This is a genomic window from Granulicella aggregans (assembly GCF_014203275.1).
Lineage (GTDB): Bacteria > Acidobacteriota > Terriglobia > Terriglobales > Acidobacteriaceae > Edaphobacter.
In genome coordinates, this window is sequence record NZ_JACHIP010000005.1 from 459,582 (window position 1) to 486,200 (window position 26,619).

At 60.1% G+C, this 26,619-nt stretch carries 22 protein-coding genes; 6 read left to right on the plus strand and 16 right to left on the minus strand.

Translation table 11 applies throughout. The features are described 5' to 3' along the window. Window positions 1–47: 47 nt before the first annotated feature. Entirely contained in the window at window positions 48–3,290 is a 3,243-nt protein-coding gene (locus tag HDF16_RS19125) for a TonB-dependent receptor (RefSeq protein ID WP_184220282.1), read from the minus strand. 253 nt (window positions 3,291–3,543) lie between these two features. Here HDF16_RS19125 and HDF16_RS19130 point away from each other — a divergent pair, with 253 nt between their 5' ends. Together HDF16_RS19130 and HDF16_RS19135 are read left to right on the plus strand one after the other, a co-directional pair. After that, the gene (locus HDF16_RS19130; protein WP_184220285.1) at window positions 3,544–5,085 is read left to right on the plus strand and encodes a protein adenylyltransferase SelO; all 1,542 of its coding nucleotides are present in this window, start codon (window positions 3,544–3,546) and stop codon (window positions 5,083–5,085) included. A 67-nt stretch (window positions 5,086–5,152) separates the two neighbouring features. Then, entirely contained in the window at window positions 5,153–6,340 is a 1,188-nt protein-coding gene (locus HDF16_RS19135; RefSeq protein ID WP_184220288.1) for an acyltransferase family protein, read from the plus strand. Window positions 6,341–6,345: 5 nt separating this feature from the next. On the opposite strand, the gene HDF16_RS19140 is transcribed toward HDF16_RS19135, so the two are convergent. The 5 genes from HDF16_RS19140 to HDF16_RS19160 all read right to left on the minus strand — a co-directional run bounded on the left by HDF16_RS19140 (window position 6,346) and on the right by HDF16_RS19160 (window position 11,298). Then, a complete protein-coding gene (locus HDF16_RS19140) occupies window positions 6,346–7,338 on the minus strand; it encodes an NAD(P)H-dependent glycerol-3-phosphate dehydrogenase (RefSeq protein WP_184220291.1) in 993 nt (330 codons plus the stop codon). Then, a complete protein-coding gene (plsY, locus tag HDF16_RS19145) occupies window positions 7,335–7,946 on the minus strand; it encodes a glycerol-3-phosphate 1-O-acyltransferase PlsY (RefSeq protein ID WP_184220294.1) in 612 nt (203 codons plus the stop codon). Before plsY ends, HDF16_RS19140 begins: the two co-directional genes overlap by 4 nt. A gap of 138 nt (window positions 7,947–8,084) precedes the next feature. After that, a complete protein-coding gene (locus HDF16_RS19150) occupies window positions 8,085–9,251 on the minus strand; it encodes a GGDEF domain-containing protein (RefSeq protein WP_184220297.1) in 1,167 nt (388 codons plus the stop codon). A gap of 157 nt (window positions 9,252–9,408) precedes the next feature. Next, window positions 9,409–10,554 (minus strand): alpha-galactosidase, encoded by a 1,146-nt coding sequence (locus HDF16_RS19155; protein WP_184220299.1) that lies wholly within the window; start codon window positions 10,552–10,554, stop codon window positions 9,409–9,411. Between the two features lie 198 nt (window positions 10,555–10,752). Further along, complete coding sequence (locus HDF16_RS19160; RefSeq protein ID WP_184220300.1) at window positions 10,753–11,298, minus strand: TlpA family protein disulfide reductase; 546 nt, start codon at window positions 11,296–11,298, stop codon at window positions 10,753–10,755. A gap of 143 nt (window positions 11,299–11,441) precedes the next feature. Here HDF16_RS19160 and HDF16_RS19165 point away from each other — a divergent pair, with 143 nt between their 5' ends. Continuing rightward, window positions 11,442–12,530: a hypothetical protein gene (locus HDF16_RS19165; protein ID WP_184220302.1), complete on the plus strand. Its 1,089-nt coding sequence runs from the start codon at window positions 11,442–11,444 to the stop codon at window positions 12,528–12,530. 180 nt (window positions 12,531–12,710) lie between these two features. On the opposite strand, the gene HDF16_RS19170 is transcribed toward HDF16_RS19165, so the two are convergent. Together HDF16_RS19170 and HDF16_RS19175 are read right to left on the minus strand one after the other, a co-directional pair. Next, window positions 12,711–13,241: a GNAT family N-acetyltransferase gene (locus HDF16_RS19170; RefSeq protein WP_184220304.1), complete on the minus strand. Its 531-nt coding sequence runs from the start codon at window positions 13,239–13,241 to the stop codon at window positions 12,711–12,713. Beyond that, a complete protein-coding gene (locus tag HDF16_RS19175) occupies window positions 13,238–13,774 on the minus strand; it encodes a GNAT family N-acetyltransferase (RefSeq protein ID WP_184220307.1) in 537 nt (178 codons plus the stop codon). Before HDF16_RS19175 ends, HDF16_RS19170 begins: the two co-directional genes overlap by 4 nt. A gap of 83 nt (window positions 13,775–13,857) precedes the next feature. Here HDF16_RS19175 and HDF16_RS19180 point away from each other — a divergent pair, with 83 nt between their 5' ends. Continuing rightward, on the plus strand, window positions 13,858–14,751 hold the full coding sequence (locus tag HDF16_RS19180; protein WP_184220310.1) for a LysR substrate-binding domain-containing protein: 894 nt from the start codon (window positions 13,858–13,860) through the stop codon (window positions 14,749–14,751). A gap of 15 nt (window positions 14,752–14,766) precedes the next feature. Here HDF16_RS19180 and HDF16_RS19185 read toward each other — a convergent pair whose 3' ends face one another. From HDF16_RS19185 to nadC, 7 genes are all read right to left on the minus strand, one after another. Next, window positions 14,767–15,069 carry a hypothetical protein gene (locus HDF16_RS19185; RefSeq protein WP_246409300.1) on the minus strand — a complete coding sequence of 101 codons (303 nt, stop codon included), beginning with the start codon at window positions 15,067–15,069 and terminating at the stop codon, window positions 14,767–14,769. 98 nt (window positions 15,070–15,167) lie between these two features. Continuing rightward, on the minus strand, window positions 15,168–17,714 hold the full coding sequence (locus HDF16_RS19190; protein ID WP_246409301.1) for a ComEC/Rec2 family competence protein: 2,547 nt from the start codon (window positions 17,712–17,714) through the stop codon (window positions 15,168–15,170). Between the two features lie 251 nt (window positions 17,715–17,965). After that, window positions 17,966–19,249, minus strand: a complete 1,284-nt coding sequence (locus HDF16_RS19195) for a class I SAM-dependent RNA methyltransferase (protein WP_184220316.1) — start codon at window positions 19,247–19,249, stop codon at window positions 17,966–17,968. Beyond that, a complete protein-coding gene (locus HDF16_RS19200; protein WP_184220319.1) occupies window positions 19,249–19,959 on the minus strand; it encodes a hypothetical protein in 711 nt (236 codons plus the stop codon). The genes HDF16_RS19195 and HDF16_RS19200 overlap by 1 nt, the downstream gene beginning before the upstream one ends. Before the next feature lie 37 nt (window positions 19,960–19,996). Next, window positions 19,997–20,785: a type III pantothenate kinase gene (locus HDF16_RS19205; RefSeq protein WP_184220322.1), complete on the minus strand. Its 789-nt coding sequence runs from the start codon at window positions 20,783–20,785 to the stop codon at window positions 19,997–19,999. Between the two features lie 9 nt (window positions 20,786–20,794). Then, on the minus strand, window positions 20,795–21,601 hold the full coding sequence (locus HDF16_RS19210) for a biotin--[acetyl-CoA-carboxylase] ligase (protein WP_184220325.1): 807 nt from the start codon (window positions 21,599–21,601) through the stop codon (window positions 20,795–20,797). 139 nt (window positions 21,602–21,740) lie between these two features. Then, complete coding sequence (gene nadC, locus HDF16_RS19215) at window positions 21,741–22,637, minus strand: carboxylating nicotinate-nucleotide diphosphorylase (protein ID WP_184220329.1); 897 nt, start codon at window positions 22,635–22,637, stop codon at window positions 21,741–21,743. Between the two features lie 74 nt (window positions 22,638–22,711). Between nadC and HDF16_RS19220 the strand changes: the two genes are divergently transcribed. Next, on the plus strand, window positions 22,712–23,137 hold the full coding sequence (locus tag HDF16_RS19220; RefSeq protein WP_184220332.1) for a hypothetical protein: 426 nt from the start codon (window positions 22,712–22,714) through the stop codon (window positions 23,135–23,137). Here the strand turns inward: HDF16_RS19220 and HDF16_RS19225 are convergent. After that, on the minus strand, window positions 23,123–25,987 hold the full coding sequence (locus HDF16_RS19225) for a valine--tRNA ligase (RefSeq protein WP_184220335.1): 2,865 nt from the start codon (window positions 25,985–25,987) through the stop codon (window positions 23,123–23,125). The genes HDF16_RS19220 and HDF16_RS19225 overlap by 15 nt on opposite strands. 129 nt (window positions 25,988–26,116) lie before the next feature. On the opposite strand from HDF16_RS19225, the gene HDF16_RS19230 reads away from it, so the two are divergent. Continuing rightward, on the plus strand, window positions 26,117–26,617 hold the full coding sequence (locus HDF16_RS19230; RefSeq protein ID WP_184220338.1) for a hypothetical protein: 501 nt from the start codon (window positions 26,117–26,119) through the stop codon (window positions 26,615–26,617). Window positions 26,618–26,619 lie beyond the last annotated feature (2 nt).

Below are 26,619 nucleotides of genomic sequence, written 5' to 3' on the forward strand. Positions count from 1 at the left end.
GAAAGCTGCGGCCATTGGAGCACATGACCGCAGCCCGGAGAGAGCGATTAGAAGGTCAGGTTGCCTCCCAGTTGGAAGAACCGCGGCGGCCCCTGCGAAGTCGCCTTGCCGAAGTTGCCGTTCGACAGGTCTGTCACCACACCGCCAAGGTTTGGATGGTTGAAGATGTTGAAGAACTCAAAGCGAAGCTGGAAGTTCACCGACTCCGCAATCGCCGTGGTCTTCAGGAACGAGGCATCCCACTGCTGGAAGGCCGGTGTACGGAAGGCGTTGTACTTCTCATTACCATCCGTGCCCAACGTCGGCGCGGTAAAGTTCGAACCCACCAACGATCCGGTATTCAGGAAGGCCTTGCGGCTGGTGTCCTGCTTGTAGCTAGCGACGTTCGGGAAGTCGAAGTTATCGCCATCCGCGTTATAGTCGCCGCCGTTGGCAAAGGACGCTGACGTGTACACGTTAAGCGGATTCCCACTCTGCGCGATCAGCGTTCCGTTGACCGACCAGCCGCTCAATACGCGCCCCGTCAGGCCCAGACCGTTGTTGTACTTCGGCACCTCGTAGTTCAGCACTGCCGACACACGATCTGGAGCGTCCCAGTTCGATGGCCCATACCAGCGATGCGGATTGGTGTAGGTCGGAAGGACCTGTGTGTCATCCTTCGAAGCGGAGTGCGTGTAATACACCGTGAAGAAGGTACGCGGGAACCGGCCACGAACTCCAGCGATGAAGGCGTTATACCCCGACTCGCGGTCGTTCTGCGTGTAGTAGACCGAACCGAAGCTAGTGTTCAACCTCGTCGGTGAGGTCGAGCCGTTCTGTACCAGGTCCCCTTCGAAGACGTTGATGTCCTGACCATAGCTGACGTTATAGACCTGGCCGCCGCCCGAGAGTAGGTCCGTACCCCGTGTGCCGGAGTACGCCAGGCTGGCGACGATGTTGTGTGCAACCTCGCGCTCTACGCCAGCGGAGTAGATGTATGCGATGGGCGACTTCAGATTCGCGTCGATACCGCCAATCGAAAACTGAAGGCCCTCGATACCGCCCTTAGCGGTAAGCGGACGCGCAGGCAGCTCAGGCGCGGCATAGCCATAAGGCTTGACGTTCGTCGTTCCCAGGCCAAAGACAGGCGCCGGGTCCTGTCCGCCGTAAAACACCGGGAAGATGTTTCCTGGAGGATTGCCGCGATACTCCTCCTGCAGGTTGGCAAGCGTCGGCCAGTTGTGGAAGATACCCGCGCCGCCCTTGATCAGCCACTTCCCTGCTGAGTCCGGGCTGTAAGCTATACCTGCGCGAGGGCTGAAGACATCGGTGATGGAGCGGTTCAGCGCGTGGTGATGCGGAACCACAGCTCCATTCGAGATCTGCTCCTGGAACGTAGTACCTGCGCCGGGAATGAAGTTCCCGAAGACCGTGCTTGGCGTACGCGAGTAGGGATTGCCGTAGTCATCCCAACGGAGCCCGTAGTTCAGGGTAAGGTTGCGCTTCAGCTTCCAGGTGTCCTCTGCGAAGAAGCCATGCGTCACGCCAGCAGCGTCCCAGCTATAGGCCGTGCGCTGACCGGTTGTCGGGTTGTAAGAGAGTCCGGTCTCCGTATAGACATTATCCTTCGCCAAGTCGAGCAGGCTGTTGAAGTTGAACGTCGGCTGGTCATAAGGACCATCGAAGACCTCGACGTCGTCTGAGAACAAACCCTCATAGCCGACCCGGATATCGTGTGACTTGAAGGTGTGATTGAGGACGTCGCGCCAGTGGTAGTTGTGCTGAATAAAGTCGCCCTGAGCGAAGCCCGCGCCGAAGCCCTGGCCAAGGCCCGTGACGTTGACGACCGGCACAGTGAACAGGCCGGAGCTGGGTGCGATACCTTCCACACGCATCGCCGCGAACGACGCTTCGTTCAGCGTAGTGGAGTTGAAGGTGTGAGTCTCGTTGACCTGGATCGCGTACTGCGCATACTTGCTGGTCGTACCAAAGGCCCCGCGAGGATTGGTGCCGTTACTGCTCAGCGTGGTGCGGTAGTACGCACCGTAAAGACGCTCAGCCTTGAAGTTCTTATCGAGACGGACGCTGTATTGATTTCCGTTGCGGAATGCAGTGTCCGTGTAGTTGCCGTTATCGAGAATCGCCGTGCCGCAGGGCAGGAAGTTGCTGGCTGCCGTCCCGCAAGGCGTGGCGCTCGTCGTGGGGAAGACGCTGGCGGCGGTTGAAGCCACGGTTACATTGTTGACCTTCGTGACGGGATACGTTGTGAGAAGCAAAGTCCCAAGTGTGTTCGGGAAGTTGGTCTTCGCAAATGCCGTGAAAGCGGGATCTTCGAAGGTGATGTTCGAGCTGACAGCGGTGGAGGAACGTAGCGGCTCAATCGCGAAGAAGAAGAAGCCATCCTTGTGAGGAATAATCGGCCCACCGATGGTCGCCGAGATGTTATTGCTATGGAACGGCGTGTAAGTCTTCGAAAACTCCGTGCCGGCGAAGAAGCCCTGGTAGTTGAAATAGTCGCTGGCGTTGCCGTGATACCGGCTGCCACCGGACTTCGTGGTCATCGTCATCTGGATGGAGCTCGAGCGGCCATAGTCCACGTTGTAGGTGTTGGTCTGGATCGTCGTCTCTTGAATCGAATCGGGATTCGGTGTCATATTCAGCACACCCGGACGAATCGAGCTGCTGACGTCGAGACCGTCGACGATGTACATGTTCCCGACCGCGCCCATGCCGTTCGCACTGGCGTCCACCTGCGTCTCAGTAGAAAAGTTGTCGCGGCCTGATCCGGGGCTGCCATTGCTCGTTACACCGGTTCCGGTTACGCCCGGAGCAAGGGTCACCAGAGAGATCATGTTTCGCCCCGCGAGCGGCAGAGTCGAAAGAGTCTCCGTAGAAAGCGTTTCCTGCTGGCGCGTCTCGCCGATGTCCAGCACAGCGGCCTGCGTGTTCACGTCAACCTGCGTCGTCGATCCGCCAACCGTCAGCGTCACCGGCAGGTTGAGGTTCTGATTGGTTCCCAGAGTCAGGCTGATATGCGAGGGCGTAAATCCGCTAAGCGTGCTCTCCAGTTCATACGCCGAAGGCGCGAGGCTGACGAACTGGTAGACGCCTTCGCTGCTGCTGGTAGCAGTTCGCTTCTCTCCAGTCGACTTGTTGGTCAACACCAGGGAAGCATTCGCAACGACTGCCCCCGTCGGGTCGCTAACGACGCCGGAGATGTTTCCGCTGAATTGCGCTAGCCCCGTCTCCGGAAGCCCAAACAGGAGAAACGCGAATGAGCAAAGGACCAAAGATAGAAGACGTTTCGACATGAACTGACCTCGTAGAAGTTGATGGCTGCAGAGCCCGGAATCGCATACTTCAAGCTCCCGCGAGGCCGTCGCGGTGAGTGCATTTGAGTAAACGATTTCTCAGACCTGAGAACTCTAGGCATCGCCCTCTATCACAGTCAAGACGGATAGTACATCCGTACCATCTCCTATTTTCCAGTCCATCCACACCCGAAACTCTCGCTCTGCGAGTTTCCATATGGATCATCCGGGCAGATTCGTTATCCAATGGGATATGCACTCAACTGCCGATGCCTCGGCCCTTCCCGACACCTCAAGCGACGGTCACAAGTTCGTCTCGATCGACTTCGCGAATACTTACACGAAGCTCCCTGAACGCTTCTACTCGCGGACGACTGCAGCGCCGGTCGCCGCCCCTCGCCTGATCAAGATCAACGATAGGCTGGCGCTGCAACTAGGCCTCGATCCGGTTGCACTGGCAATCCCTGAGGGCATCGCGGTTCTCTCCGGCAATCGCGTGGCAACCGGATCAGAGCCGATCGCTCTCGCCTATGCAGGCCATCAGTTCGGACACTTCGTTCCGCAACTTGGCGACGGCCGTGCACTTCTTCTTGGAGAGGTGGTCGCTCAGGACGGCCAACGCTACGACATCCAGCTCAAAGGTTCCGGGCCGACCGCCTTCTCGCGCCGCGGCGACGGCAGGGCCGCTCTCGGCCCCGTCCTGCGGGAGTACATCCTCAGCGAGGCCATGGCGGCTCTAGGCGTGCCCACCACCCGCGCTCTCGCAGCCGTTACGACCGGCCAGAAGGTAGTTCGCGAGACAGTCCTGCCGGGAGCGATCTTCACGCGGGTTGCCGCAAGCCACTTGCGGGTCGGCACCTTTCAATACTTCGCGGCGCGGTCGGACATCGAAGGCACAAAGCTTCTCGCGGACTATGCGATCGCTCGCCATTACCCTGAAGCGCCCAAGACACCTCATCCCTACCGGGCATTCCTCGACGGCGTCATCTCACGCCAGGCGCAGCTGGTCGCGCAGTGGATGCTGGTGGGATTCATCCACGGCGTGATGAATACTGACAACACCTCGATCTCCGGCGAGACCATCGACTACGGTCCGTGCGCCTTCCTAGAAGCCTACGATCCAGCAAAAGTCTTCAGCTCGAGAGACCAGCAGGGCCGCTATGCGTATGGCAATCAGCCCGCCATGATGTTGTGGAACCTCACGCGGCTGGCGGAGACGCTCCTGCCCCTTCTCGCGACCGAAGCCGGAGGCGATGAAGCGGGGCTGGCTTCAGCCAAAGGATCGTTGGCTGCCTTCGAGGGGATTTTTAACAAGGCACTGCATGCGGGCCTGCGACGCAAGCTGGGCCTCTCCACGCATCGCGAAGGCGACGAAGCGCTCGCGGTCGATCTGCTCTCCCGCATGGCGGCCAATCGCGCCGACTTCGCGCTTACCTTCCGTACACTCTGCGATGCCGCGGCCAGTACAGAGGCGGATACTCGCGTCCGCGCTCTCTTCGCAGATCCAACAGCCTACGACGCATGGGCCTCAGCGTGGCGGCAACGTCTCGAGAGCGAACCTGCATCGGCCCACGAACGAGCAGCGGCGATGCGGACCGCCAACCCTTCCGTCATCCCGCGCAATCACCTCGTGCAGGCCGTGATCGACGCGGCCATTCAGCGCGAGGATTTTCAGCCGTTCGAAGAGATGCTCGACGCCGTCTCGCGCCCCTACGAGGACAGACCGGACCTGGAGCTCTACACCAGACCAGCCCGCCCCGAAGAATCCGTGATCGCTACTTTCTGCGGAACATAAGTCCTAAGTAAATTGCTCTAAGTGACTGGATTTACGCGATAATCGCAAGCAGGAGACCGGCCCCCGAATGACCACTCAATCCTCTTCTGCCTCCGTACTTGATTCGCCAACCGCAACGGTGCGCCCTCGCCGTCTGCTTTCGATCGACCTGCTGCGAGGGCTCACTCTCGCCTTCATGATTCTGGTCAACGACAACGGCGACGGTAACGGAGCTTACTGGGCCCTGAAGCACGCTGACTGGAACGGCTTCACGCCGACCGACCTGGTCTTCCCCACCTTCCTCTTTCTCGTCGGCATCTCAACCGTGCTTTCCACCGCAGGTAGGCTTGCTCGCGGCGAGAGCAAGCAGAGCCTCTTCCTGCATGTCCTGCGCAGATCGGTGATCCTCTTTCTTCTGGGGATGGTGGTCAACAACTTTCCCTTCTTCCACTTCGCGACCATGCGGTTCTATGGCGTTCTGCCCCGCATTGCGCTCTGTTATCTCATCGTTGCGACGTTTTACATCTACTTTCCGGGTTGGCGCAGCAAGGTTGCGGCTCTTGTGGCAGCCCTCATCGGCTACTGGATACTGATGCGCTTCGTGTCCGTGCCCGGCGTTGGCGTCCCCACCCACGGGATCCCTCTGCTCAGCCGCGACTCGAATCTTACGGCGTGGCTGGATCGGCAGATCTTCTCGCCCGGCCACCTGTACGAACACACCCGCGACCCTGAAGGCCTGCTGAGCACCTTGCCGGCACTGGGCACGATCCTTATGGGCCTGCTCACCGGGTTATGGCTGCAGACAAAGCACGAGCTCAGGACGAAGGCAAACTACATCCTGCTGGCGGGCTTCACGGCAGTCTCTCTCGGGCTGATGTGGAACATCGACTTCCCGATCAACAAGAAGCTCTGGACGAGTTCCTACGCGCTCTTCGCAGGCGGTCTCAGTATGATCCTGCTCGCGCTCTTTATCTGGATCTCAGATCTGCGGAAGCCTTCGCAGGAGCCCAGGAACTCCTTCGCCACGACGGCGCTGCTGGTCTTCGGTACCAACGCAATCTTCTCTTACGTCTTGTCAGAGGTACTCGCAACCATCTTCGGGATCATTCACCTTAGCAGCGGCCAGAACCTTCAGCAGACGCTCTACGGACTCTGCCATCGCTTCATCCCGGATGTCGCCTTCGCATCACTCATCTACAGCCTGGGATACGTCGCCCTATGCTGGCTCGTGGTGTATGTACTGCTCTATCGCAGACGCATCTTCCTCAAGATCTGAGCCGATTACTCGTCCTTGCCCGGGCGCGTCATCAGTTCGCGGATGGCGTCCTTGGGGTCCTTGTCGCGATTCAGGATCGCGTCCACCTGCTCGGTGATCGGCATATCAACGCCGTACCGCGCAGCCAGCCCCAAAGCGGCAGTCGTGCTGCGAATTCCTTCAGCCACCTTGCCGTTGAGCTCTCCAAGAATCGCATTGAGCTTGCGGCCCTTGCCTAGCTCGACACCGACGGTACGATTTCGCGAGAGTCCGCCTGTGCAGGTAAGCACTAGGTCACCTACGCCGGAGAGGCCCGCTAGCGTCTGCCTGCGGCCGCCGCAAGCCACGGATAGACGAGTGATCTCTGCGATGCCCCGCGTGATCAATGCAGCGGCGGAGTTGCTGCCCAACTCCAGACCGACGACTACGCCGGCAGCAAGCGCGATCACATTCTTCAACGCGCCGCCAAGTTCCACGCCCGCAACATCATCGTTCGTGTAGACACGCAGAGACGGACTGGCGAACTCGTGCTGGATCAGTTGCGCCAGAACGCCGTCACTGGCTGCCGCCACGATCGCCGTCGGCTGCCCCGTAGCAACCTCCTGCGCAAAGGATGGCCCACTCAACACACCGATGGGGTTGTTGGTCACCGAGGCCATCACCTGTGACATGCGCAGGAAACTCCCGTCCTCAATTCCCTTGCTGGCGCTGATCAGTACCTGATTGCGCGTCAACAAAGGCGCAATATGCGAGACGATGCCGCGCATATGCTGCGAAGGAGGCACGCACAGCAGAATGTCTGCCTCGAAGATCGCACCCGGCAGATCAGCGGTAATCTGCACATCCGCCGGCACCATCGCGTGCGGCAGATAAGTTACGTTCCGGCCGGTCTCGGTCATCGTCTCGGCGAGTGCCTCCGAGTGCGACCAGAGTACAAGTTCATGCCCTCCGCGTCGAGCGAGGGAGATCGTCAGTGCGGTGCCCCAGGCACCTGCCCCAAGAATTGCAATGCGGCTCAATTACCCGCCTTTCTGGAGCCAAATCGGCTCTCAGTTCCTGCCAAAAGACGGCGAATGTTTTGGTGATGCTTGCCAATGATCAGCGCCGTGATCAACAGAAATCCAGCGATCACGATTGCGCTGCGCTCCGGAACGAAGAAGTAAGCAAAGAACGGCAGAGTCGCTGCAGCAATGATCGAGGCAAGAGATACGAAGCGGGTCAGGACTACGACCACAATAAAGACGCTTAGAATGCATAAGGCGCTGGGCCATGTAAGCGCTAAAAAGACACCGAGCGCACTGGCCACTCCCTTGCCTCCGCGAAAGCCGAGCCACACCGGGTAAATGTGGCCAACGACCGCCGCCACGGCCGTCGCGACTGCGAGATCATAGTTTCCCGGGGCAAGCTTCTTCGCAATCAGTACCGCGCAGAACGCCTTGCCAAGGTCGAGCAGCAAAGTTGCGAAACCCAGCCCCTTCGCTCCGGAGCGAATTACATTCGTCGCACCGATATTCCCGCTGCCTGTCTTACGGATGTCCTGGTGATTGAAGGTCCGCACCAGCAGATACCCAAATGGGATGGAGCCCAGTAGATAAGCGACCGACAATGAGATGATCCAGCTATTCATTCCTCGTCTTTGTTACCAGTTTCGAGGTACGTCTAGCAAGCTGCATCGCTGTTTTCAGGGAGATCGCGCCTTCTGCCAACTGAACTTAAGAGCTCACTAGCAAAGGTTCATCAGGTCATCAAAAGACGCCTGAGAGGACTAAACTGCAGGCTCTGGAACTCCGACCGACGCCACGGTACTTCGGCGGCGATCGCTCTTCGCTGCGTAGAGCGCCTTGTCACATGCGCCGATCAGGTCTCCCCAGCTGGTCGTGGCACTGCCAGCCTGCGCACAGCCAAAGCTCGCGGAGATGCGCACCTCTTTCCCTTCAAAGGGAACCACGACCGCACGCAGGGCCTGATCGAGCGACCGCGCCGTCTCCCCCGCCACCTCTACAGAGGTTCGCGGCAGCAGCGCAATGAACTCGTCCCCGCCCATCCTGCCGATAAAGTCGCTATGCCGCAGCCCCAGTTCAAGGCAGCGCGCCACCGCGATCAACGTCGCATCGCCGCATGCGTGGCCGAAGGAGTCGTTGATTTGCTTGAAGTCATTCAAGTCGACCGCGATCGCCGAGGCAGGCGCATCCGGTGTCATAGCGCCGAGAACCTTCTCGGCCGCGCGATCCATTGCCCGCCGGTTCAAAAGCCCCGTGAGTGGATCGGTCAGCGCCTGCACCGCGAGGTTGCCCCGCAGCAGTGACGCCGTCATCCATACGTAAGACACGATCGCTCCACACTGGAGGGCGGTGTTGATCAGTACCATCCAGACCAGGCCGCCATGGACCTTGAGATAATCCTGGGGAACCGTCTGCGTGAGCACGGCGCTGATACGCCAGATATTCATCAGCCCAAGTCCGCCCAACATCAGTGCCATCGAAGCTGCCGCATGCGTGTCGCGGCGTTCCTTGCGTGCCACAAAGAAAGCTACGTGTGCCTGTTGCAGGCAAAGAATCACACTGTAAGCTAAGAGCCGCTTGTCCGTATCGGGATGAATCAACCCGTATTGCACCATCGTGACTATAGCGGCGGCGGCCAAAGCCAACTGAATGCGGATCTCGGTCAGCTTCGCTCCGAAGAACCGTGCCAGACAGATAAAGAGTGCGATGTAACCCGCCACCACAAACAGGTTGCCGCCGACAATCGAGAGCGCGTTGGGGATGTGGCCCCGCAACGCTATGAGCAGGGCACCTACAAACAACAGCGCGTTATAGATCGAAAACCAATGGATGCCCTGGATTCCTTTGTGCATCCGCCCATTCACAACTGTCAGCAGCGTGTAAACCGCCAGCAGAACTGTGTGTTCGACATGTAGGGAGTGAATGTCCATGGGCCTGACCTACTTCGAGTCGATTATATTGACCCGAAATAGGTCATGGCCCGGACAAAAGAGGCTCACGCATCCGCGACGCTACAACTTTGATGTAACAAGCTTGGCCTTCGTCAACCGGCGCGCCAGAGTATCAGAGGAAAAACCGGGATCGAGCTTACGGATTCACCCGAACCATGACCACTCCGTGGCTGGGGACCTGTGCAGTGTAGTTTGCCGCGAACTTGCCCACGTCCTTCTTCGTCCAGAGGTCGCGAACGTTGGCCTTCAGCGCGGAAGGATAGCCGATGTCGCCCCAGTCTGCCGAGATCGATGCCGTCGACGGGCCGCGGTTCAACAGGATCACGGCGCGTCCACCATCTGCCAGTTGCTTCGACCATACCTCAAGATCGCCGCTCTTCTTCACCCGATGCCCTTGAATGCCCAGCGTATCCTGGTCCACCGCAATCACTTCCTTGTTCAGCAGGATCTCTTTCGTGTCGGGAGACATGTTCGCGATATCGTTGCCTGCCAGCAGAGGAGCGGCCAGCAGCGCCCAGAGGCTGAAGTGGGAGCGATCTTCCTCCGAGCTCATCTTTCCATTGCCTACTTCCAGCATGTCGGGATCGTTCCAGTGCCCCGGCCCCGCATAGGAGTAGATCGGGTCAAGCAGGTCGATGATCTGAACCACGCCATTCCCGCCCCAGTCCTTCTTGCAGTCCCAGCAATCCTGGATGTCGCCGGTCGAACGCCACATATTCCCCACCGGGCCAGCCCACAGCCACGGCTTGTTCGATCCCCACTCGCACAGCGAAAATAGAATCGGGTGGCCCGTCTTCTTTGCCGCGTCGGCCAGGGCGTCGCGCATCAGCGTGTAGGAGGACTCGGCGCTCTGCCCCGGCAAGGTGCTGCACCAGTCTTCTTTCAGGTAGTCGACGCCCCACTTCGCATACTGCAGCGCGTCCTGGTACTCATGGCCGATACTACCCGGCCGCTTGGCGCAGGTAAGCGTGCCCGCGTCGCTGTAGAGCCCGAACTTCAGTCCCTTCGAGTGGACATAGTCCGCAAGCGCCTTGATGCCCGAGGGAAAGTGGGCCGAGTCGACGACGATGTTGCCGTCGGCATCGCGCGAGCTCTGCCAGCAGTCATCGAGGTTCACATACTGGTAGCCGGCTTCCTTCATGCCGTTGCTTGCGATCGTGTCCGCCGATTCGCGGACGACCTTTTCGTTCAGACCGTCGCAGGCGAACTTGTTCCAGCTATTCCAGCCCATCGGCGGAGTCTTCGCCAGGCCGTTGTCCAGGGCTCGCGCGGGTGAAGGCATGAAAGCGATTACAAACGCGGCAACAAAAAGAACGACTCGTGCAGCTTTCGATAGCAGGCAGAACACTCGCATGAAGACCCCAGATGAAAGATTGGCAGCTTGTTCTGATCGGAAGAGAGCTTCAATTCGCATCACTCGCAACACGACCAGAGGTCACCATACTAAGTTGTCAGGCACCCATTCGACAATCAGGTGGTTCTACCACTCCTCTTTATCGTTCTTCTGGACCACCTTGGGCTGCTTGCCCTGGCGTCCGCCCAGCAACCAGTCCAGCCGGGTCCGGACATCCTTGTCCCGCGCCTCACCCTCGATCCGGCCGATCACGACTCCATGATCGTCAAGAATCAGCGTAGCGGGTACCAGGACACCCAGGTCAAGCTCCTTCAAGCTGTCAGCAGTCGCGCCCTTCCAGACCGGAATCCTGAACGCTCGCTGGGCCACCACGCCTGGAATCTTCGGCTGGGTTTCCGTGTCGTCCAGCGCGATCGCAATGAAGGTCACGCCCTTGGCGCTGTACTCATCCGCCAGCTTCTGCAGCCGCGGCATCTCCTCGCGACAAGGGCCACACCACGTCGCCCAGAAGTTCACCACGGCAACATGGCCTTCCAATTCAGCAAGGCTGTGCGTCGAACCATCGAGCGCAACATACTTCGACTCCGGGAGCCCGCTTCCCGCGGCTGGCGCGACTCCAGGGACTGCGAGGGACAACACGGACGACAAGACAGCAGCAGCAAAGATTTTCATGGGGCGCGCTCGATCTCTTCCTGATGGATGGCAAAACTCTATCTGTCGCGGAACACCACTGGCATCCACCCAAAGGTGGATACGAATATCCGCCTTCATCCCGATGGCCAGGCTTCCATCGAGTCGCCTACGATCTGGCGATCATGAAAAATAGAGTTCTCCCCCTACTTCGAGGCCTTCCGCGTACCAACACGTTGCTGCTGACAATCCTCTGCGCTGGCGCGTCGACCAGCTTCGCGCACGCACAAGGATGCCTGGCCGCCCATACCAGCCAGCCCGTCATCTCCGCGCTGACGGACGACGGCCACGGCGGTTTCAATCGCAGCGGCCTCCACGGACTTACTGTCGAAGTCGACTGGCGATCCTACAGCTCCTTCCGCCACTTCAGCGGAGAAGTGGAGAATACGCAGCGCGCTGTCCTCAACACCCAGATCAAGAACCATCAGAACATCTACGAGATCAGTGCCTCCTATCAACTGACACCGCGCTGGTCCGTCAACGCCTTCGTTCCTGTCCTGCAGGGAACGCGTAATCAGAAGTATCCGCCGAATGGGATCTACGACATCGCTGGCATCGGCGATATGGTCGTCGGGGCGCAGGCATGGGTCTTCCGTCCCCCTACGGAAAACGGCGGCAACATCGCCTTCAGCGCTGGATTGAAGCTGCCCACCGGCCTCAACAACGGCACAGGAACCGGCGTCCTTAAGGGCGTGACACAGAAGTACACGGCGGACCAATCCCTCCAACCGGGCGATGGCACGTGGGGATTCACTCTCGGGACCCAGGCTTACAAGACGACCTACTTCCGCACCACCGCGTACTTCCAGGGCTCCTGGCTCTTCAATCCGGAAGATACCAACGGTGTTCCTACCTTCCGTTCGCAGCCGGGCGAAAACGTGATGTCCGCAACCGACCAGTACCTCTTCCGTGGAGGCCTCTCTCGCCACGTCCCCAAGGTTCGCGGCCTTGCAGCCAGCTTCGGAGGCCGCATGGAAGGCATCCCCGTCCGCGACGCCTTCGGCAAGAGTGATGGCTTCCGCCGGCCTGGGTACATCATCTCCATCGACCCGGGCATCCAGTATTCCTACCACCGTTCGATTCTCTCGGTGAACGGGCCATGGGCGATTCAACGCAACCGCCGTGCCTCGGTCACCGACCTCGCGCACGGGACACACGGCGATGCCGCCTTCGCCGACTACGCTCTCGTCGTCGGCCTCACGCACTCGTTCTAAAGCAGCCCCGAACGAAACAAAACTCCCCGCAAAGCTTTGACTTTGCGGGGAGTTTTACATAAAGATTACGTTCGAAGTACACACGACTTAATGTTCCACGTGGAACATTCGCCATGTTCCACGGCCTAGTTCACAGGATGGCACTCCACTGGAATTGCTGAAATGCCATTTTCCTGGCCTTTAAGCTCTTTTCGATGAATTAGCCCCGACCGCAAGCAGCTTCTCATAGCAGAAAAAGCGCAATCCTGGCCGAAACTCCAAACCGATCTCGCCGGACAGATCGTAGCCCAACTTCGGCATCAACCGCTGCATCACCTGATTGTGCGTATTCGTGTCTGCGCGAACCCGGTCGATTCCCTTCTCTTCAGCGACAACCTCAGCCTGCTGCATCAGCGCGATAGCTACGCCACGCCCCTGAAACGCCGGATCCACCGCAAGTCGATGCACAACAATCGCTGGAACCTCAATATCCCATCCAGCCTGTACATACTCCGGCGACTGCTCGGTAGTCAGCGCAACCACGCCCGCAAGGCAGCCATCGATCTCCGCGACCCACAGTTGCGACAACGCTATGTCCTGATCAAAAACCGCTGGATTAGGATACACATCGTCCCATTGCAGATTGCCGGAGGCACGCATCGGCGGCACCACTGCACGAACAATCTGCATGATCGCGGGAACGTCGCCGGTCTGGGCAAGCCGTATCCTCATTGCTCGTCCTTCTCACTCGCTTCGAGCGTCATCGTCATAAACACATCGGCGCGCGAGTAGTGCATATCTGGAAGGCTATCAGGCGGCACATGCTTGAATCCTAGCGATTCATAGAGATGAACCGCGTTCTTTAGCCTGCTACTGCTGCCCAGGAAGAGCGATGCCGCTCCCCGCTGGCGCGCCTGCGCAATCGTGTATTCGAGCAGCTTACGGCCGATGCCAAAACCGCGCATCTTCGGCGCAACCGCCATCTTCGATAGCTCATAAACGCCATCGTTCATGGGGATCAGAGCCACGCAGCCAACCACCTCATCATCAGCCCAGACGAAGTAGATCTGGCCGCCCTTCGCAAGGATCATGTTCTCCGGATCGCCCAGCGTGGCGATGTCCTTTTCTTCAAGCGCGAAGAATCGCGTGATCCACTCCTCGTTCAAGGTGCGAAAAGGGGTTGCGTCTTCGCCAGTCTTCAGCGGTCTTATCGTGATCTCCGGCGTTGCCGTCTGCACTGCTTCGAACTCGCTTATCGTCTGCATGGTGCTTACCTCGTAGACAAATCTTCTCCGATCTCAAACCTAACGTCCAATATCTTGTTCAGCACGATTATGATCTTTCAGATATGGATCAGGATATCGAGCTTCGCCACCTTCGCTACTTCGTAGCCGTCGCCGAAGAGCTTCACTTCGGGCGCGCAGCCGAGCGCCTGCATCTCTCGCAGCCGCCGCTCTCGCAACAGATTCGAAACCTCGAAGAGAGCCTTGGCTATCCGCTCTTCAAGCGGACATCACGCTCCGTCGCTCTAACGACAGCGGGCGATGCCTTTCTGCTGCGTGCCCGGAGAACGCTCCGCAATCTACAGCGCGACATCGACGACACCCGCAGCATTGGCCGGGGCGAGGTCGGTGCGCTCAACGTAGGCTTCGTCGGATCGGGCATGCTGGCCATGCTGCCCTCGATCTTCAAGACTTACCGCGAGGCGTACCCGAAGGTCCACCTGCGGTTGCACGAATCGTTCACCTCCCGGGTGGTGGAAGGCCTTGAAAATGGCTCGCTCGATGTAGGGATACTTCGTGACAGCGATGCCACGGAAGGCCTGCAGATCAAGACCATCCTGACCGAGCCTTATGTCGCGGTGCTTCCACGCAATCATCGCTGTGCGGCACAGAAGAGCATCTCGCCAGCGATGCTGCGCGACGAACCCTTCGTCCACTATCCGCGCAGCGCCGGGGCACGGGCCTTCGACAAGCCGCTGAAGATCTTCGAGGAGTATGGCTTTCAGCCGCGCATCGCGCAGGAGGCCTCGCACTGGCTGACGATTCTCCGCCTCATCGGCGCAGGCTTCGGCATCTCCGTCGCTCCGGCGTGCGTCCGCCAGATTGCCTCGCCGGAGGTCGTCTGCCTGCCGCTACGGGGCGTGAAGGAGACGAGTCAGATAGAGCTGGCCTGGCTCGTCGGAGAGTCGCGACCGATTGTTGAAGCCTTCGCCCAGATCGCGGCGGGCCAGACCGGATGATTGTAACCGCTGAGGTTACATAATCCGGAAGCGCTCCAGCATTAGCCGCTGAAAGCGTGGCTTCCAGATCAGCTCATAGGCAAGCTCTTTGCCCGGAAACATGGCGAGGGCTGCCTTCTTGGTGTCGGCGATCATCTGCGAGGCGTCATCGATGGTCAGGGATGCGTCCTGCGCGATGACCTGCATCACCATGCTCATCATCATCTGCATCCGGCGGATGAGCTTCTGTTCTTCCTGCTGCTCCGCTATCTGTTCCGGGGTCGGCAAGACGGCGCTCGCCACGATTGCTGCTTCAGGTGATCTCGATTCGTATGCCATGTCTATGTCTATCCTCCGGTCGTCATTTTGTGATGCCTGCCGTTAGATGGAGCTGTTCGCATTTCGATTCATACTGCCCTGCAAGCGTCCGCGCGCCTTCAAGGCCCTGACTCAATCTCACGAATTCCTCCGTCTCTCGTCAAGAGAAATTGAGTGAGGCCGAACCTATCTGTGCGATAGACGCGAGTGTGCGCCTCGGCCAGGCGTTCGATGACTTCCGGCCTTGGATGGCCAAACGTGTTGCCCTTGCCCACCGAGATCACCGCCATCTGCGGATGTGCGGCGGCAAAGAACTCCGGCGTGGTGGATGTCCTGCTGCCATGATGTCCTACTTTAAGGAGCGTCACGGGATGGACCTCCCCCGCAGTCAGCATCGCCCGCTCGCTCGGGGTTTCGGCGTCGCCCTCCAGAAGAACTGAGGCCTGACCGTAGTCCACACGCAAGACGAGCGAGTCATCGTTCACGGGGGCATGCGGGTTGCGATATGCGGGCGCTGGCGCCAGCACGCTGAACCCTATGCCGCCCAACATTCTTGCATCCCCTGCATGCAGATGAACGATCGCTATGCCCAGGTCACGTGCTTCGTGCAACAGCGCGTCGTACTCTCCCGAATCGGGATCGATGCCAACCCAAAGTTCATGCGGACGGAAGTTTCGCAGCACTGCGGCCATGCCGCCCATGTGGTCGCTGTGTGCATGCGTCAGAGCGACTACATCGAGATGGCGCAACCTCCGCGACCACAGGTAGGGCGAGACGACGTCTTCGCCCACGTCGAACTTGGTGTGGAGTGTGGCGTTTTCTGTGCGCCCGACCGGGCCTCCAGCATCGACCAGCATCGTTCTCCCTACGGGGCTGACGAGCAGCAGCGAGTCGCCCTGTCCGACGTCGATCGCGGTGACCTCGAGATCCTGCGACGTGAAGAGGACAGGCTCGGGCCAGAGCACCATGGCGGCAACCATCGGTAGTAGCACGCCAGCCAGCACCGCGCACCTCGGCGATCGTCGAACCAACCAGCAGAGCGTGAGCCAGCACGCTACAGCCAGAAAGAAGACCCAAGGCGAAGGGCCGGGGATGCGCCAGTCCGCAGCGTGCAAGCGGCTGATGTGGCCGATCACGCTTGTGATGGTGTGCAGCAGCAGAGCGGTGGCCGATGCGGGAATGACCGCGAGCCACGGGCTTACCAGCGAAGCCAAGAACGTCACCACGCCCATCGGCGCAAGGATGGCTACCAGCGGAATACTGAGCACATTCGCGGGAAGCGCGAAGATCGTAGCGCGATGGAAATAGGTTGCCATGGGCAAGACCATCACCATCTCCGCCACCACGCCGATCAATAGCAGTTCGAGCAGCCACAACGAACGCCGCACCAGCACACCAGGCGCACGTAGTCCCCAGTTGCCCAGAAGCGGCTCAAGGTGTTCTCCCCATATGCGCAGCCGGATGCGGAACTCCGCCAATCGCGGATGCATGCCCAGGTCGAGCCATAGGTGATCAAGATTCCGCGCAGCTCGTGCGTAGGGCAGAAAGCTCCACTCGCCCAGTGGAATTGCAATTCCGCCGATGGCGACGATCACGAGAAACGTCATCTGAAAGCTGGCCTCGAAGAGCGCCGACGGCGACAACACCAACACCGCCAAGGCCGCTGCTCCGAGCGAGTTCATCACGTTGCGGTCGCGGTTTAGAAGACGGGCGATAAGGAAGACGGAAGACATCAACAGCGCTCGTTGGACCGGAGCTCCGAAGCCCGTCAGCAGCGCGTAAAGCGCCGTGATCACGATGGTGCAGGCAGTGGCTGCTACACGCGGCAGACGTAACCTTCGGCATAGAAAGAACAGCGCTCCAGCCAGTAGTGCCACATGCATGCCTGAGACGACGAAGAGATGAAAGGAGCCGGTCCGTTCGAAGCCGAGACGCAGCACGTGCCTAAGCCGGTCGCGATCACCGAAGAGCATCGCGTTCAGCATGCCGGCGTCGTCGGCGCTCAGGCGAAGTGCTTTGGGCAACCCCACATTGGCGCCTGAGTCTACATAGGCCATCAGTCTGCTCGAAGCCCATCGCTGCGCGGCGTAGAGTCTGCAGCGCATGGTGCCCGCGCGGTGATCGTCACTGGCCGCCAGCATGCGCACGACTGGCAGCGTCGCGGTCGCGCCAATGCCCTGCGTTGCCAGGTAGTCCACATACTGCCACGCGCCCGGATCGCGATAGCGCTCCGGAGTGCGAAGACGCAGTGTCGCCTCAACGGCATCGCCACAGCGAAGAGATCTCGGCGCGGAATCGCCGGTGAGGGTGACACGGATACCGCCGTTTACGGGCACCATTTGCGAGAGGTCAGGAGTTATGTCTTCCACTTGATCGACTGCAAGATCGATCGCGAACACGGGGCGGTCGTCATGCTCCCCGGCCTCATCGGAAAATTGCGCGGGAAGCTCGCGGACACGGGCGATATGCGCACGCACCATTCGCTGCAGGCCATCGGCGTAGCGCACAAGCTCTGCCTGCGGCGAGGGCGCGGGCTGCATCTCTGCAGACCAGAAGCCGACGGTCAACCAAAGCGCCAAAGCGGGAAGCACCGCGATCCTTGCCCGCGCGCGAACTGCATACAGGGCGATGGCTGCCAGGATCAGCGTCCACGCCAACAACATCATGGCAGGTCGCCACGCTCCAGCAGGATGAGCCATGGCATCGCCGACACAGAACGCCAGAGCGGCGGCAAGCAGCGGCGCTCTACGAAAGCGGAGAGGCTCAATCGCGGGCCCTGAGCCCGGCCAGTGCGAAGGATCAGTCCTACCCTTCAGAAAACTCTTCAGAGAAGCTCCGTAGGAAAGCTGAAGATTTTGCCCGATGGCCCAGTTTGTTATCGCGTACTGGCGATCAATGTAGCAGCTTTTGCCCCGCGCTAGCGGCGGAGGACGGCGACGGTCTCCATGTGAAAGGTCTGCGGGAACATATCGACAAGATTGAGTTCGACCACCTTGTAGCCGTCGCCCGTCAGTTGCTTCAGGTCACGAGCCAGGGTGACGGGATCGCAAGATACGTAGACGATCTCCGGGCAACGCACCCGTGCCAACAGAGCACAGGCCTCGGCACCGACGCCAGCGCGTGGCGGGTCCATCACGATAAGGTCTGGGCGTTCGCGTTGGACCACTGCGGCCTGGAGGAAGTCGAGGGTCGTCATCGCCACCGCGCGATGCTTCTTACCCTTCAGAGCGGCGGCGAGATCGGTGGCTGCTGGCTCGCCTGCCTCGACGGCGACGACTTGCTCAAACGTTGCCGCCAAAGCGCGAGAGAAGAGGCCAACGCCAGCGTACAAATCCCAGACGAGCTTGCCTTTGCGTTCGCCTACAGCGAGGCGCAATAACTCCGCAACCACGTGACGATTCACCTGGAAAAACGCGCCACGGCTTACCCAGTGGCGGTCGTTGCCAACCTTGTAGATGATGCCTGCGGTGCCCCACTGTGGCCCCGGCTTCGCATGTTCCGCCCGGCGGCCTTGCGGTGAAGGGTTCTTCGGTAGCAGGGCCGCGCCCGCTCCCTCAAGTTGCGGAACGGCTTTCTGCAGCGCCCTGCAGAAAGCTCCAAATCCAGCCGCAGGTGGCCTTCGCGTAAACAAGACAAGCTGGAGCGCGGTTTCATCGTCATTGGTGAAGAACTCAAGCTCCACCGCCGCGGCAAGCCATCCCCAGATCGCTGCGTCTGTCTTTGCAAGTGCGACCACGGCTTCTGCAGCCTGCCACAGAAGCGGCGATGCAATGGGGCACATCATAATCGGAAGCATCGCGTCTCCGCCTGTCGCACCCGCGCGGTTATAGCCCACTCGCAGCTCGCCATCCACTTCGCCGACGCGTAGCCGGATGCGATTGCGATAGTGCCAGGGCTCGCCGGAGTGCGTTGCAATCTCCGGAAGCTCTGTTAGTCCCGCCACAGCAAAGGTCTCCAAGAGGATCGTCCGCTTGATCTGCAACTGCGCGGGATAGCTTGCGTGCTGATAGTGGCAGCCGCCGCACTCGCCAAAGTGAACGCATCCCGGCGCGACACGATCCTGCGATGCCTCAATCACCTTCGCAGGCGCGCCTGCTTCGATCTGCACCAGCTCGCCAGGAAGCACGAAGGGCAGCGTCTCGCCATTCTTCGCAACGCCAGCTCCGCCGTAGATCATCTTTTCGATGCGCAGTGTCTTCATCAATCGTGGCTCATATAAAAGAGGCTCAGCCTTGGCAGCTTGTACTGCTCCAATAGCCGCTTCTGCAGGAACTGCTGCTGCACCTGCTTAATCTGCACAGCCTGCATCTTGCCCTTGTAGGGAGCGAGCTCACGGGCGGCCTGCTCGCGCAGCGTCACGAGCTGCTCTTCCGAAGCTGCCGTCATGAGAGCGGCGAACAGTTTTTCTTCCAGCACCGTCAGTGTGCGATCGAGATCTTCCAACGACTGTGACTCTACCAGCGCAGTGCCGATCTCACGCAGTCGCGAGGCCACCTCCTGCCCTGTCTTATCCGCAGGCATGGGAAGCGCGACAGCCTCTATCTTTGCGGCATTCGCATTCAGATACCGCACCACGCGCTCGCCCTCAAAACCACTCTCCTGCGCGTCTTTTTGGATCGTCGTAGACGAGCCAATAGCCGCTTCCTTTGCCTGCTCGACGGCCTCCATCACCGCCTGCGCGCACCATGCCAGTCCGTTGACCTTGCGTGTCCGTGCGCCTGCCCGAGCGAGCTTCGCATTGTGCTTGTCGAAGGCGTTGTCGATCCCGCGCAGCACCGCTTCCAGCGGAACGCCTGCTTCGCGCCACGTCTCAATCAGCGCCCAGTCCAGCGTTGACAACATCAGCAAGGAGCCGCGCCGCTGCTGGAAGCGCTCCTCGATCTCGGTAAAGTAATTGAAGTAGTTCTGCATGAAGGCCCAAGCTACAGTCTACTGGGCCGAGCGAAGTCTACCGCTTCGCCTTCATATTTCGCAGATACACAATCCGAAGTCCTGTCAGCGTCAGCATGTCATCCACCGTCGAAATGTACTTCGAACCGCTTGCGATCAGCTTCGCTAACCCGCCCGTCGCGACCACCTTCGTCTCCGGGCCAAGTTCGGCGATCATGCGTTCCAGGATGCCGTCGACGAGGCCGATGTAGCCGTAGTAGAGGCCAATCTGCATGTTGTCGACTGTGTTCGTGCCGATCACCTTGGCTGGACGCTTGATGTCTACGCGCGGGAGACGTGCGGCACGCGCGAAGAGAGCGTCGGCCGAGATGCGAAGTCCCGGCGCGATGGCTCCGCCTAGAAACTCACCCTTCTTCGAGATCACGTCGAACGTCGTTGCTGTGCCCATGTCGACGACAATCGTTGGGCCGCCGAACTTGTCGAAAGCGGCCACGCAGTTCACGATTCGGTCTGCACCGACCTCTGACGGATTGTCGGTCAGGATGGGCAGGCCGGTCTTGATGCCCGGTTCAATGAAGATCGCCTTGACGTGGAAGTAGAGGTTGCAGACCTCTTTCAGGATCGGGTCGAGCGGAGGCACCACGCTCGAGACCACGATGCCATCGACCACTGACATCTCGAGCTTCGAGAGCGCGAAGAGGTTTGCCAGGATGACGCCGCACTCCGACGCCGTCTGGCTCGCGGGCGTAGTGATGCGCCAGTCCGCGACCAGCTTCGCCGGCTCGGCCGCAAGGTCGTAGAGACCGATCACCGTGTTTGAATTTCCCGCGTCGATTGCAAGCAGCATCGTGGTTCCCTACTCCGGCCGCACGCCGCCAGAGAGCACGGTGTGCCGTATCCCGTCGTCACCCTGCACGAGCAGAAAGCCCTTGCGGTCGAGGCCGACGGTCTCGCCAGTATAGCCGCCGTCTTCATCCACACGGACGCGCATTCCCTGCACCCAGGAGGACGCTGCCGCGAACCGCTCCAGCAGCGGTGTTCCGCGTGGAGTATCGTGCAGTTCCGCTTCAAGAAGCGTGATTTCGGCGTCGAGAGCCAGCAGGAGATTCGCCAACAACGCCTCGCGCGACGCCAGTGCTCGGCTCTCGATTCGCAGCGAAGTCGCCAGCGCAGCGAGCTCGGGCGGAAACGCATCATGATTGACATTGATGCCGATGCCGATGACCGCATAGCGCAGCCGCGCCGGGGTTCCCGGATGCGTGCCGGTCTCGACGAGGATGCCGCCGCATTTCTTCGTTCCGATCAGCAGATCGTTCGGCCAGCGGATATCGGCATGAACTGCGGTCGTCTCGATGATGGCCCGCTGCGCCGCAAGGCCCGTCGCCAGCGAGAGCCATAAGGCCTCCGCAAGCCCCATCTCCGGTCGCACGATCGCACTTACATAAAGCCCGTCCCCGGCGGCGGAGTGCCAGGAGTGGCCGCCTCGTCCTCTTCCCGCCGTCTGCTCGTCGGCGACATAGACGGTGCCGTCCACCGCTCCCGTGTTCGCCGCTTCCACGGCGCGAATGTTCGTCGAATCGATGGTCGCGAAGTGGGTGAGCTTGCCGCTGAAGCGCGTATTTGCAACCGCTCGGGTTACATGATTTAGGTCAAAAGGATTCATGGCTGGGTTGTGATTACAAAGTTAGAGCAGAGGTTCGTTTTCCCACCCATGCGATGAAACCGCATGGATGGGGCACCCGGAAACGCAGATTCCCTTCGGGAATGACAAACAAAAAACGCACAACGACTACGATTTTGCGCTAGAAGGTGGACTGATCGACGGTGATCCGCATGCTCAGGTCGACGGCGACCGCAGAGTGCGTCAGCGCGCCTACGGAGATGAAGTCGACCCCGGCGGCCGCGTACGCGGGCACAGTCTTGAGGTTCATGTTGCCCGAGGCCTCAATCGGGATCGCGGGCAGCGACGCGCGAATCTGCTTGACCGCCTTCTTCACTGCCGCCGGGGTCATGTTGTCCAGCAGGATCGACTCCGCGCCGCCTGCAATCGCTTCATCGAGCTCCTGCTGTGAGCGCACCTCGACCTGCACCATCTGGCCGGTCTTGCGGCCCTTGAGCGCGGCAGCCAGCGCCGTGGGCAGACCGCCGCCCAGCGAGATGTGATTGTTCTTGATCAGGATGCCATCCTGCAAATTCAGCCGATGGTTCACGCCACCGCCGCAGACCACCGCATACTTGTCTAAGATGCGCAGGCCGGGGATGGTCTTACGCGTGTCGAGGATCCGCGTCTTCGCTTTCGTTTTGGCGATCGCCTTCACATACTCGTCGGTGATCGTGGCGATGCCGCTCATGCGCTGCATCAGGTTCAGGATCACGCGCTCACACGAAAGAATAGCGGCCGCATTGTGGCGGATCACCGCCAACTGCTGCCCTTTCTTCACACGCACGCCGTCGAAGATCTCCGGATGCGAGATGACCTCGAACCGGCCCGGAGCGTTTGCTGACATCTTCGCGAAGGTCTCGAGAAAGACCGGAATGCACCCCAATCCGGAGACGATGCACGCCTGCTTCGCGATGATGGTGCCGGTCGCCCGAAGCCGGGGAGGAACCGTCAGTTCTGTGGTTACGTCGTTTGCCGCCTTGTCTTCTGCAAGTGCGCTTTCAATGATTGCGCGAACCCGTTTGCTGTTCCAATCCATACTCACAATCCTAAACCCGCTAGCCGTGTCGGAAGCATCTCACTCTTTGATATGCAATTCCATGAGGCCGAAGCATGACCCTGTCCCATCAGTTCGCCTACCTGATCCTGCTCGCCCTGCCCATCGCCTGCATCTCCTGGACCGTCACCCATGAGGAGGTCTTCCGCGAGCCGCGTGAGTGGTGCAAGGACCGCAGCCAGGCCTGCCGGAAGCTGGTCGAACGCAAGTTTTTCTATCTGTTTACCTGCGAATACTGCTTCAGCCACTACGTAACGGCACTGGTGCTCATCATCACGCGATTTACGCTGCTCTACGACGGCTGGCGCGGGTACGTTCTGGCCGAGTTCGCCCTTGTCTGGCTTGCAAACATTTACATGAGCTTCTTCAACCGGCTGCGGCTTGATATCAAGCACGAGAACGTAACGATTGCGGTCGAGCAGGAGCGAGCGCAGGAGGCCTCGCCCCTTGTCACGTCCGCCAGTGAGCTACTCCGGCGGTAGCGCGTCGAGAGCGGCCTTGGTCTTGTCGTAGAGCATGCGCGTCTCGGCGGACTGCTTGCGCAGGCCTTCCACAATGTGCGCCGGGGCCTTGGCCATGAAGGCATCGTTGGTTAGTTGCCGGTCGGCTGCTGCGATTCCCTTTTCGTACTTCGCCAGATCCTTCGTTAGACGCTCGCGTTCTGCGGGGACGTCGATCTGGCGTTCGTAGACGACGGCCACATCGAAGTTGCCCGTCGAGCGAGTGCCATCGCCGGTGAGCGCGGCTGCGGCAAGTTCAACGCCACTGACACGCGCCAGCTTCGCCAGCATGTCGGCGTTCGATTGCGCAAGAACTCCCACTTCCGCGGTCGCGTGGATGCGGATCGTGGTGGCTTCCTTTTCGGGAACACCCATCTCCTTGCGAAGACCACGCACGGCGACGATCAGCTCCTGAACGATCTCCATGGAGCGAACTGCAGCAGCGTCTTCCGGATAGTTCTCTGCCTGCGGGAAGCTCGTCAAAGCGATGGATTTCGCCGGCGGGGCGTCGTTGTACAGGGCATGCCATATTTCTTCGGTGATGAACGGCATGAACGGCGAAAGCAGACGCAGCGCGGACTCGAAGACGGAGGTGAAGGCTTGCAGCGACGCAAGCGCCTCGCCGTTGTTCGCGCCTGCTTCGAAGTTCAGGCGGAGCTTGATGATCTCGAGATACCAGTCGCAGAGTTCGCCCCAGAAGAACTGGTAGACCGCGCTCGCGGCTTCATCGAAACGATAGTCGGCGAGGGACTTGTTGACCTCTGCGGCGGTGGTGCCAAGGCGCGAGAGTATCCAGCGGGTTTCGAGAGGGAGCACGGGCTGGCCCACTCTAGCCGACGATACCGCCGTCGGATTTGTGGCGAGGTGCGCCAGATCAATTTCGACGCCGGCTTCCTTCGCCCGTTCGATGTTCATGAAGAGGAAGCGCGCTGCGTTCCAGATCTTGTTGGCGAAGGCGCGGTTGCCCTCGGTGCGTGCCTCGGAGAAGGCGATGTCCGTGCCCGGCGAGGCCATGCTTGCCAGCGTGAAACGCACTGCATCTGTGCCGAACTTCGTGATCACCTCGATTGGGTCGACGACATTGCCCTTGGTCTTCGACATCTTCTGGCGGTCGGCGTCGCGAACCAGCGCATGGATATAGACTTCGTGGAACGGCACCGCATCGGCCAGCGTTCTTGGCTGCAACGTACCGTCAGCCGCCAACATCGGCACATCCAGCATGAAGTGGCAGCTCAGCATGATCATCCGGGCTACCCAGAAGAAGAGAATGTCGAAACCAGTGACAAGAAGCTGCGTCGGATAGAACGCCGCCAGTTCAGGCGTCAACGCCGGAGCGCCCTGGTCTGGATCGGGATTCGGCCATCCGAAGACAGTAAACGGCAGCAGGCCTGATGAGAACCAAGTGTCGAGAACGTCGGTCTCCTGCGTGATCTCGCTTGAGCCGCAGTGTTCGCACATGGTCGGCGTGTCGCGGGCTACCGTGATCTTCGCGCAGATCGCGCAGTGCCACGCCGGGATGCGATGTCCCCACCATAGCTGCCGCGAGATGCACCAGTCGTAGATGTTCTTCATCCACTCGTCGTAGGTCTTGCGGTACTGGTCGGGCGTGAACTTGATGTGGCCCTGCTCGACCGCAGCGATGGCCTTTGCGGCGATGCTCTCGCCGCCTGCCGCCGGGGTTTTGTTCACCGCAACGAACCATTGCAGCGAGAGTCGCGGCTCGATCACATCCTTGGTGCGGTCGCAGAGACCGATGGAGTTGTTGTGGTCCTTCACGGCGACCAGTAAACCGAGCTCTTCGAGATCGGCAACGATCTTCTTCCGCGCTTCGTAGCGGTCAAGGCCGTGGTACGGCGAACCCGGCAGGTCGATGTGCGCGGTCGTGTCCAGAATGTTGATGTTCGGCAGCGAGTGCCTCTGCCCAATCGCGAAGTCGTTCGGGTCGTGCGCCGGGGTCACCTTCACCGCTCCGGTGCCGAACTCGGGCTTGGCCCAGTCGTCCGCGAGCACGGGAATCTCACGGCCCACCAGCGGGAGCTTCAGCATCTTACCGATCAAGGCGGTATAGCGCTCGTCGGTTGGGTTGACGGCCACGGCAACGTCGCCCAGCATCGTCTCGGGACGTGTCGTCGCAATGACGATCGAACCGCTACCATCTGCGAGCGGGTAGCGAATTTCGTAGAGCTTGCCTAGCTGCTCTTCATGCACCACTTCGAGGTCCGAGATCGCGGTCTGGCATCCCGGGCACCAGTTCACTATGTAGGCTCCGCGATAAATCAGGCCTTGCTCATAGAGGCGGACGAAGGCCTCCTTCACCGCGACCGAGAGCCGGTCATCCATGGTGAAGTACTCGCGGCTCCAGTCCACGGTCGAGCCGAGGCGCTTCATCTGGTCGAGAATCGCGCCGCCGTAGAGCTGCTTCCACTGCCACACGCGGGCCTCAAAGCCTTCGCGGCCAAGCGCTTGCCGGGTCGTGCCTTCGGCCTTCAACTGACGCTCCACCATCATTTGCGTGGCGATGCCGGCGTGATCGGTTCCTGGAACCCACAGTGCTATGTCGCCCAGCATACGGTGCCAGCGGGTCAGGATGTCCATCTCCGTCTGGTTCAGCATGTGGCCGATGTGCAGGCGTCCGGTGACGTTGGGCGGCGGGAGGAGCTGTGTGAACTTCCGGCCCTGTTCTTCCGTACCTGCTTCAGGCGTGGCTACGTCGAACAGGCGCTCGTTCACCCAGTAGTCGGCCCAGCGCTGTTCGATGACGGACGGGTCGTAGGCTTTTGGCAACGCTTCTTTTACTTCACTCTGCGATGGGGCGGTCTTGTCGGTACTCATGAGCTTTAAGCGTAGCAGGTCAACCGGGACAAATCCGATATCGTCGTTCGCCTGCGAGTTTGTGCAGGTTTTGCGACCGCCACTTTAATCAACGCGATGTAGACTTCTGGCTTAGTGAGGATTTCGGCCATGCACATCTTCTTTCGAACGGCTCTGCTTGGAATGGTCGCAGCGGCTCTCGGCACACAGACCGCCTCCGCCTCCAATGATCGCGTTTCCTTTGCAAAAAACATCACGGTCACCGAGGGCGATCCCGCCAACGATATCGTCTGCATCGCCTGTAGCGTCACGTTGCAGGGAGATGTCCACGGCGATATCGTCACCGTTCTCGGCGGCATCAAGGCTGAAGGCTCGCGGGCGATTTCGGGCGACGTGGTCGCGCTTGGCGGAGACGTCATCCTCCCCGCAAGCTCGACCTTGCAGGGCGATCTTGTGGTCATCGGCGGCGACCTTGACCTCGGTCCCGAGGCCAGCGTTCATGGCGACCGATCGGTATTCCCCGGACGCGCCTGGATCTTTTTGCCCTTTGCTCCATTGCTGATTCTTGTCGGAATCGTGTGGCTGGCCATCTGGCTGGTTCGCCGCAACCGGTATCGCTTTCCGATGTATCCCTACGGCAGAGGTCTCTAAGG

Bases quoted from the DNA above. Each gene is read 5' to 3' on its own strand.
- HDF16_RS19220 (WP_184220332.1), top strand. From the start codon at position 22,712: ATGACCCTGTCCCATCAGTTCGCCTACCTGATCCTGCTCGCCCTGCCC.
- HDF16_RS19160 (WP_184220300.1), bottom strand. From the start codon at position 11,298: ATGAAAATCTTTGCTGCTGCTGTCTTGTCGTCCGTGTTGTCCCTCGCA.
- HDF16_RS19150 (WP_184220297.1), bottom strand. From the start codon at position 9,251: ATGGACATTCACTCCCTACATGTCGAACACACAGTTCTGCTGGCGGTT.
- HDF16_RS19230 (WP_184220338.1), top strand. From the start codon at position 26,117: ATGCACATCTTCTTTCGAACGGCTCTGCTTGGAATGGTCGCAGCGGCT.
- HDF16_RS19170 (WP_184220304.1), bottom strand. From the start codon at position 13,241: ATGAGGATACGGCTTGCCCAGACCGGCGACGTTCCCGCGATCATGCAG.
- HDF16_RS19165 (WP_184220302.1), top strand. From the start codon at position 11,442: ATGAAAAATAGAGTTCTCCCCCTACTTCGAGGCCTTCCGCGTACCAAC.
- HDF16_RS19130 (WP_184220285.1), top strand. From the start codon at position 3,544: ATGCACTCAACTGCCGATGCCTCGGCCCTTCCCGACACCTCAAGCGAC.
- HDF16_RS19155 (WP_184220299.1), bottom strand. From the start codon at position 10,554: ATGCCTTCACCCGCGCGAGCCCTGGACAACGGCCTGGCGAAGACTCCG.
- HDF16_RS19180 (WP_184220310.1), top strand. From the start codon at position 13,858: ATGGATCAGGATATCGAGCTTCGCCACCTTCGCTACTTCGTAGCCGTC.
- HDF16_RS19225 (WP_184220335.1), bottom strand. From the start codon at position 25,987: ATGAGTACCGACAAGACCGCCCCATCGCAGAGTGAAGTAAAAGAAGCG.
- HDF16_RS19175 (WP_184220307.1), bottom strand. From the start codon at position 13,774: ATGCAGACGATAAGCGAGTTCGAAGCAGTGCAGACGGCAACGCCGGAG.
- HDF16_RS19190 (WP_246409301.1), bottom strand. From the start codon at position 17,714: ATGATGTTGTTGGCGTGGACGCTGATCCTGGCAGCCATCGCCCTGTAT.
- HDF16_RS19205 (WP_184220322.1), bottom strand. From the start codon at position 20,785: ATGCTGCTTGCAATCGACGCGGGAAATTCAAACACGGTGATCGGTCTC.
- HDF16_RS19125 (WP_184220282.1), bottom strand. From the start codon at position 3,290: ATGTCGAAACGTCTTCTATCTTTGGTCCTTTGCTCATTCGCGTTTCTC.
- HDF16_RS19185 (WP_246409300.1), bottom strand. From the start codon at position 15,069: ATGGCATACGAATCGAGATCACCTGAAGCAGCAATCGTGGCGAGCGCC.
- plsY (WP_184220294.1), bottom strand. From the start codon at position 7,946: ATGAATAGCTGGATCATCTCATTGTCGGTCGCTTATCTACTGGGCTCC.
- HDF16_RS19200 (WP_184220319.1), bottom strand. From the start codon at position 19,959: ATGCAGAACTACTTCAATTACTTTACCGAGATCGAGGAGCGCTTCCAG.
- HDF16_RS19135 (WP_184220288.1), top strand. From the start codon at position 5,153: ATGACCACTCAATCCTCTTCTGCCTCCGTACTTGATTCGCCAACCGCA.
- HDF16_RS19195 (WP_184220316.1), bottom strand. From the start codon at position 19,249: ATGAAGACACTGCGCATCGAAAAGATGATCTACGGCGGAGCTGGCGTT.
- HDF16_RS19210 (WP_184220325.1), bottom strand. From the start codon at position 21,601: ATGAATCCTTTTGACCTAAATCATGTAACCCGAGCGGTTGCAAATACG.
- nadC (WP_184220329.1), bottom strand. From the start codon at position 22,637: ATGGATTGGAACAGCAAACGGGTTCGCGCAATCATTGAAAGCGCACTT.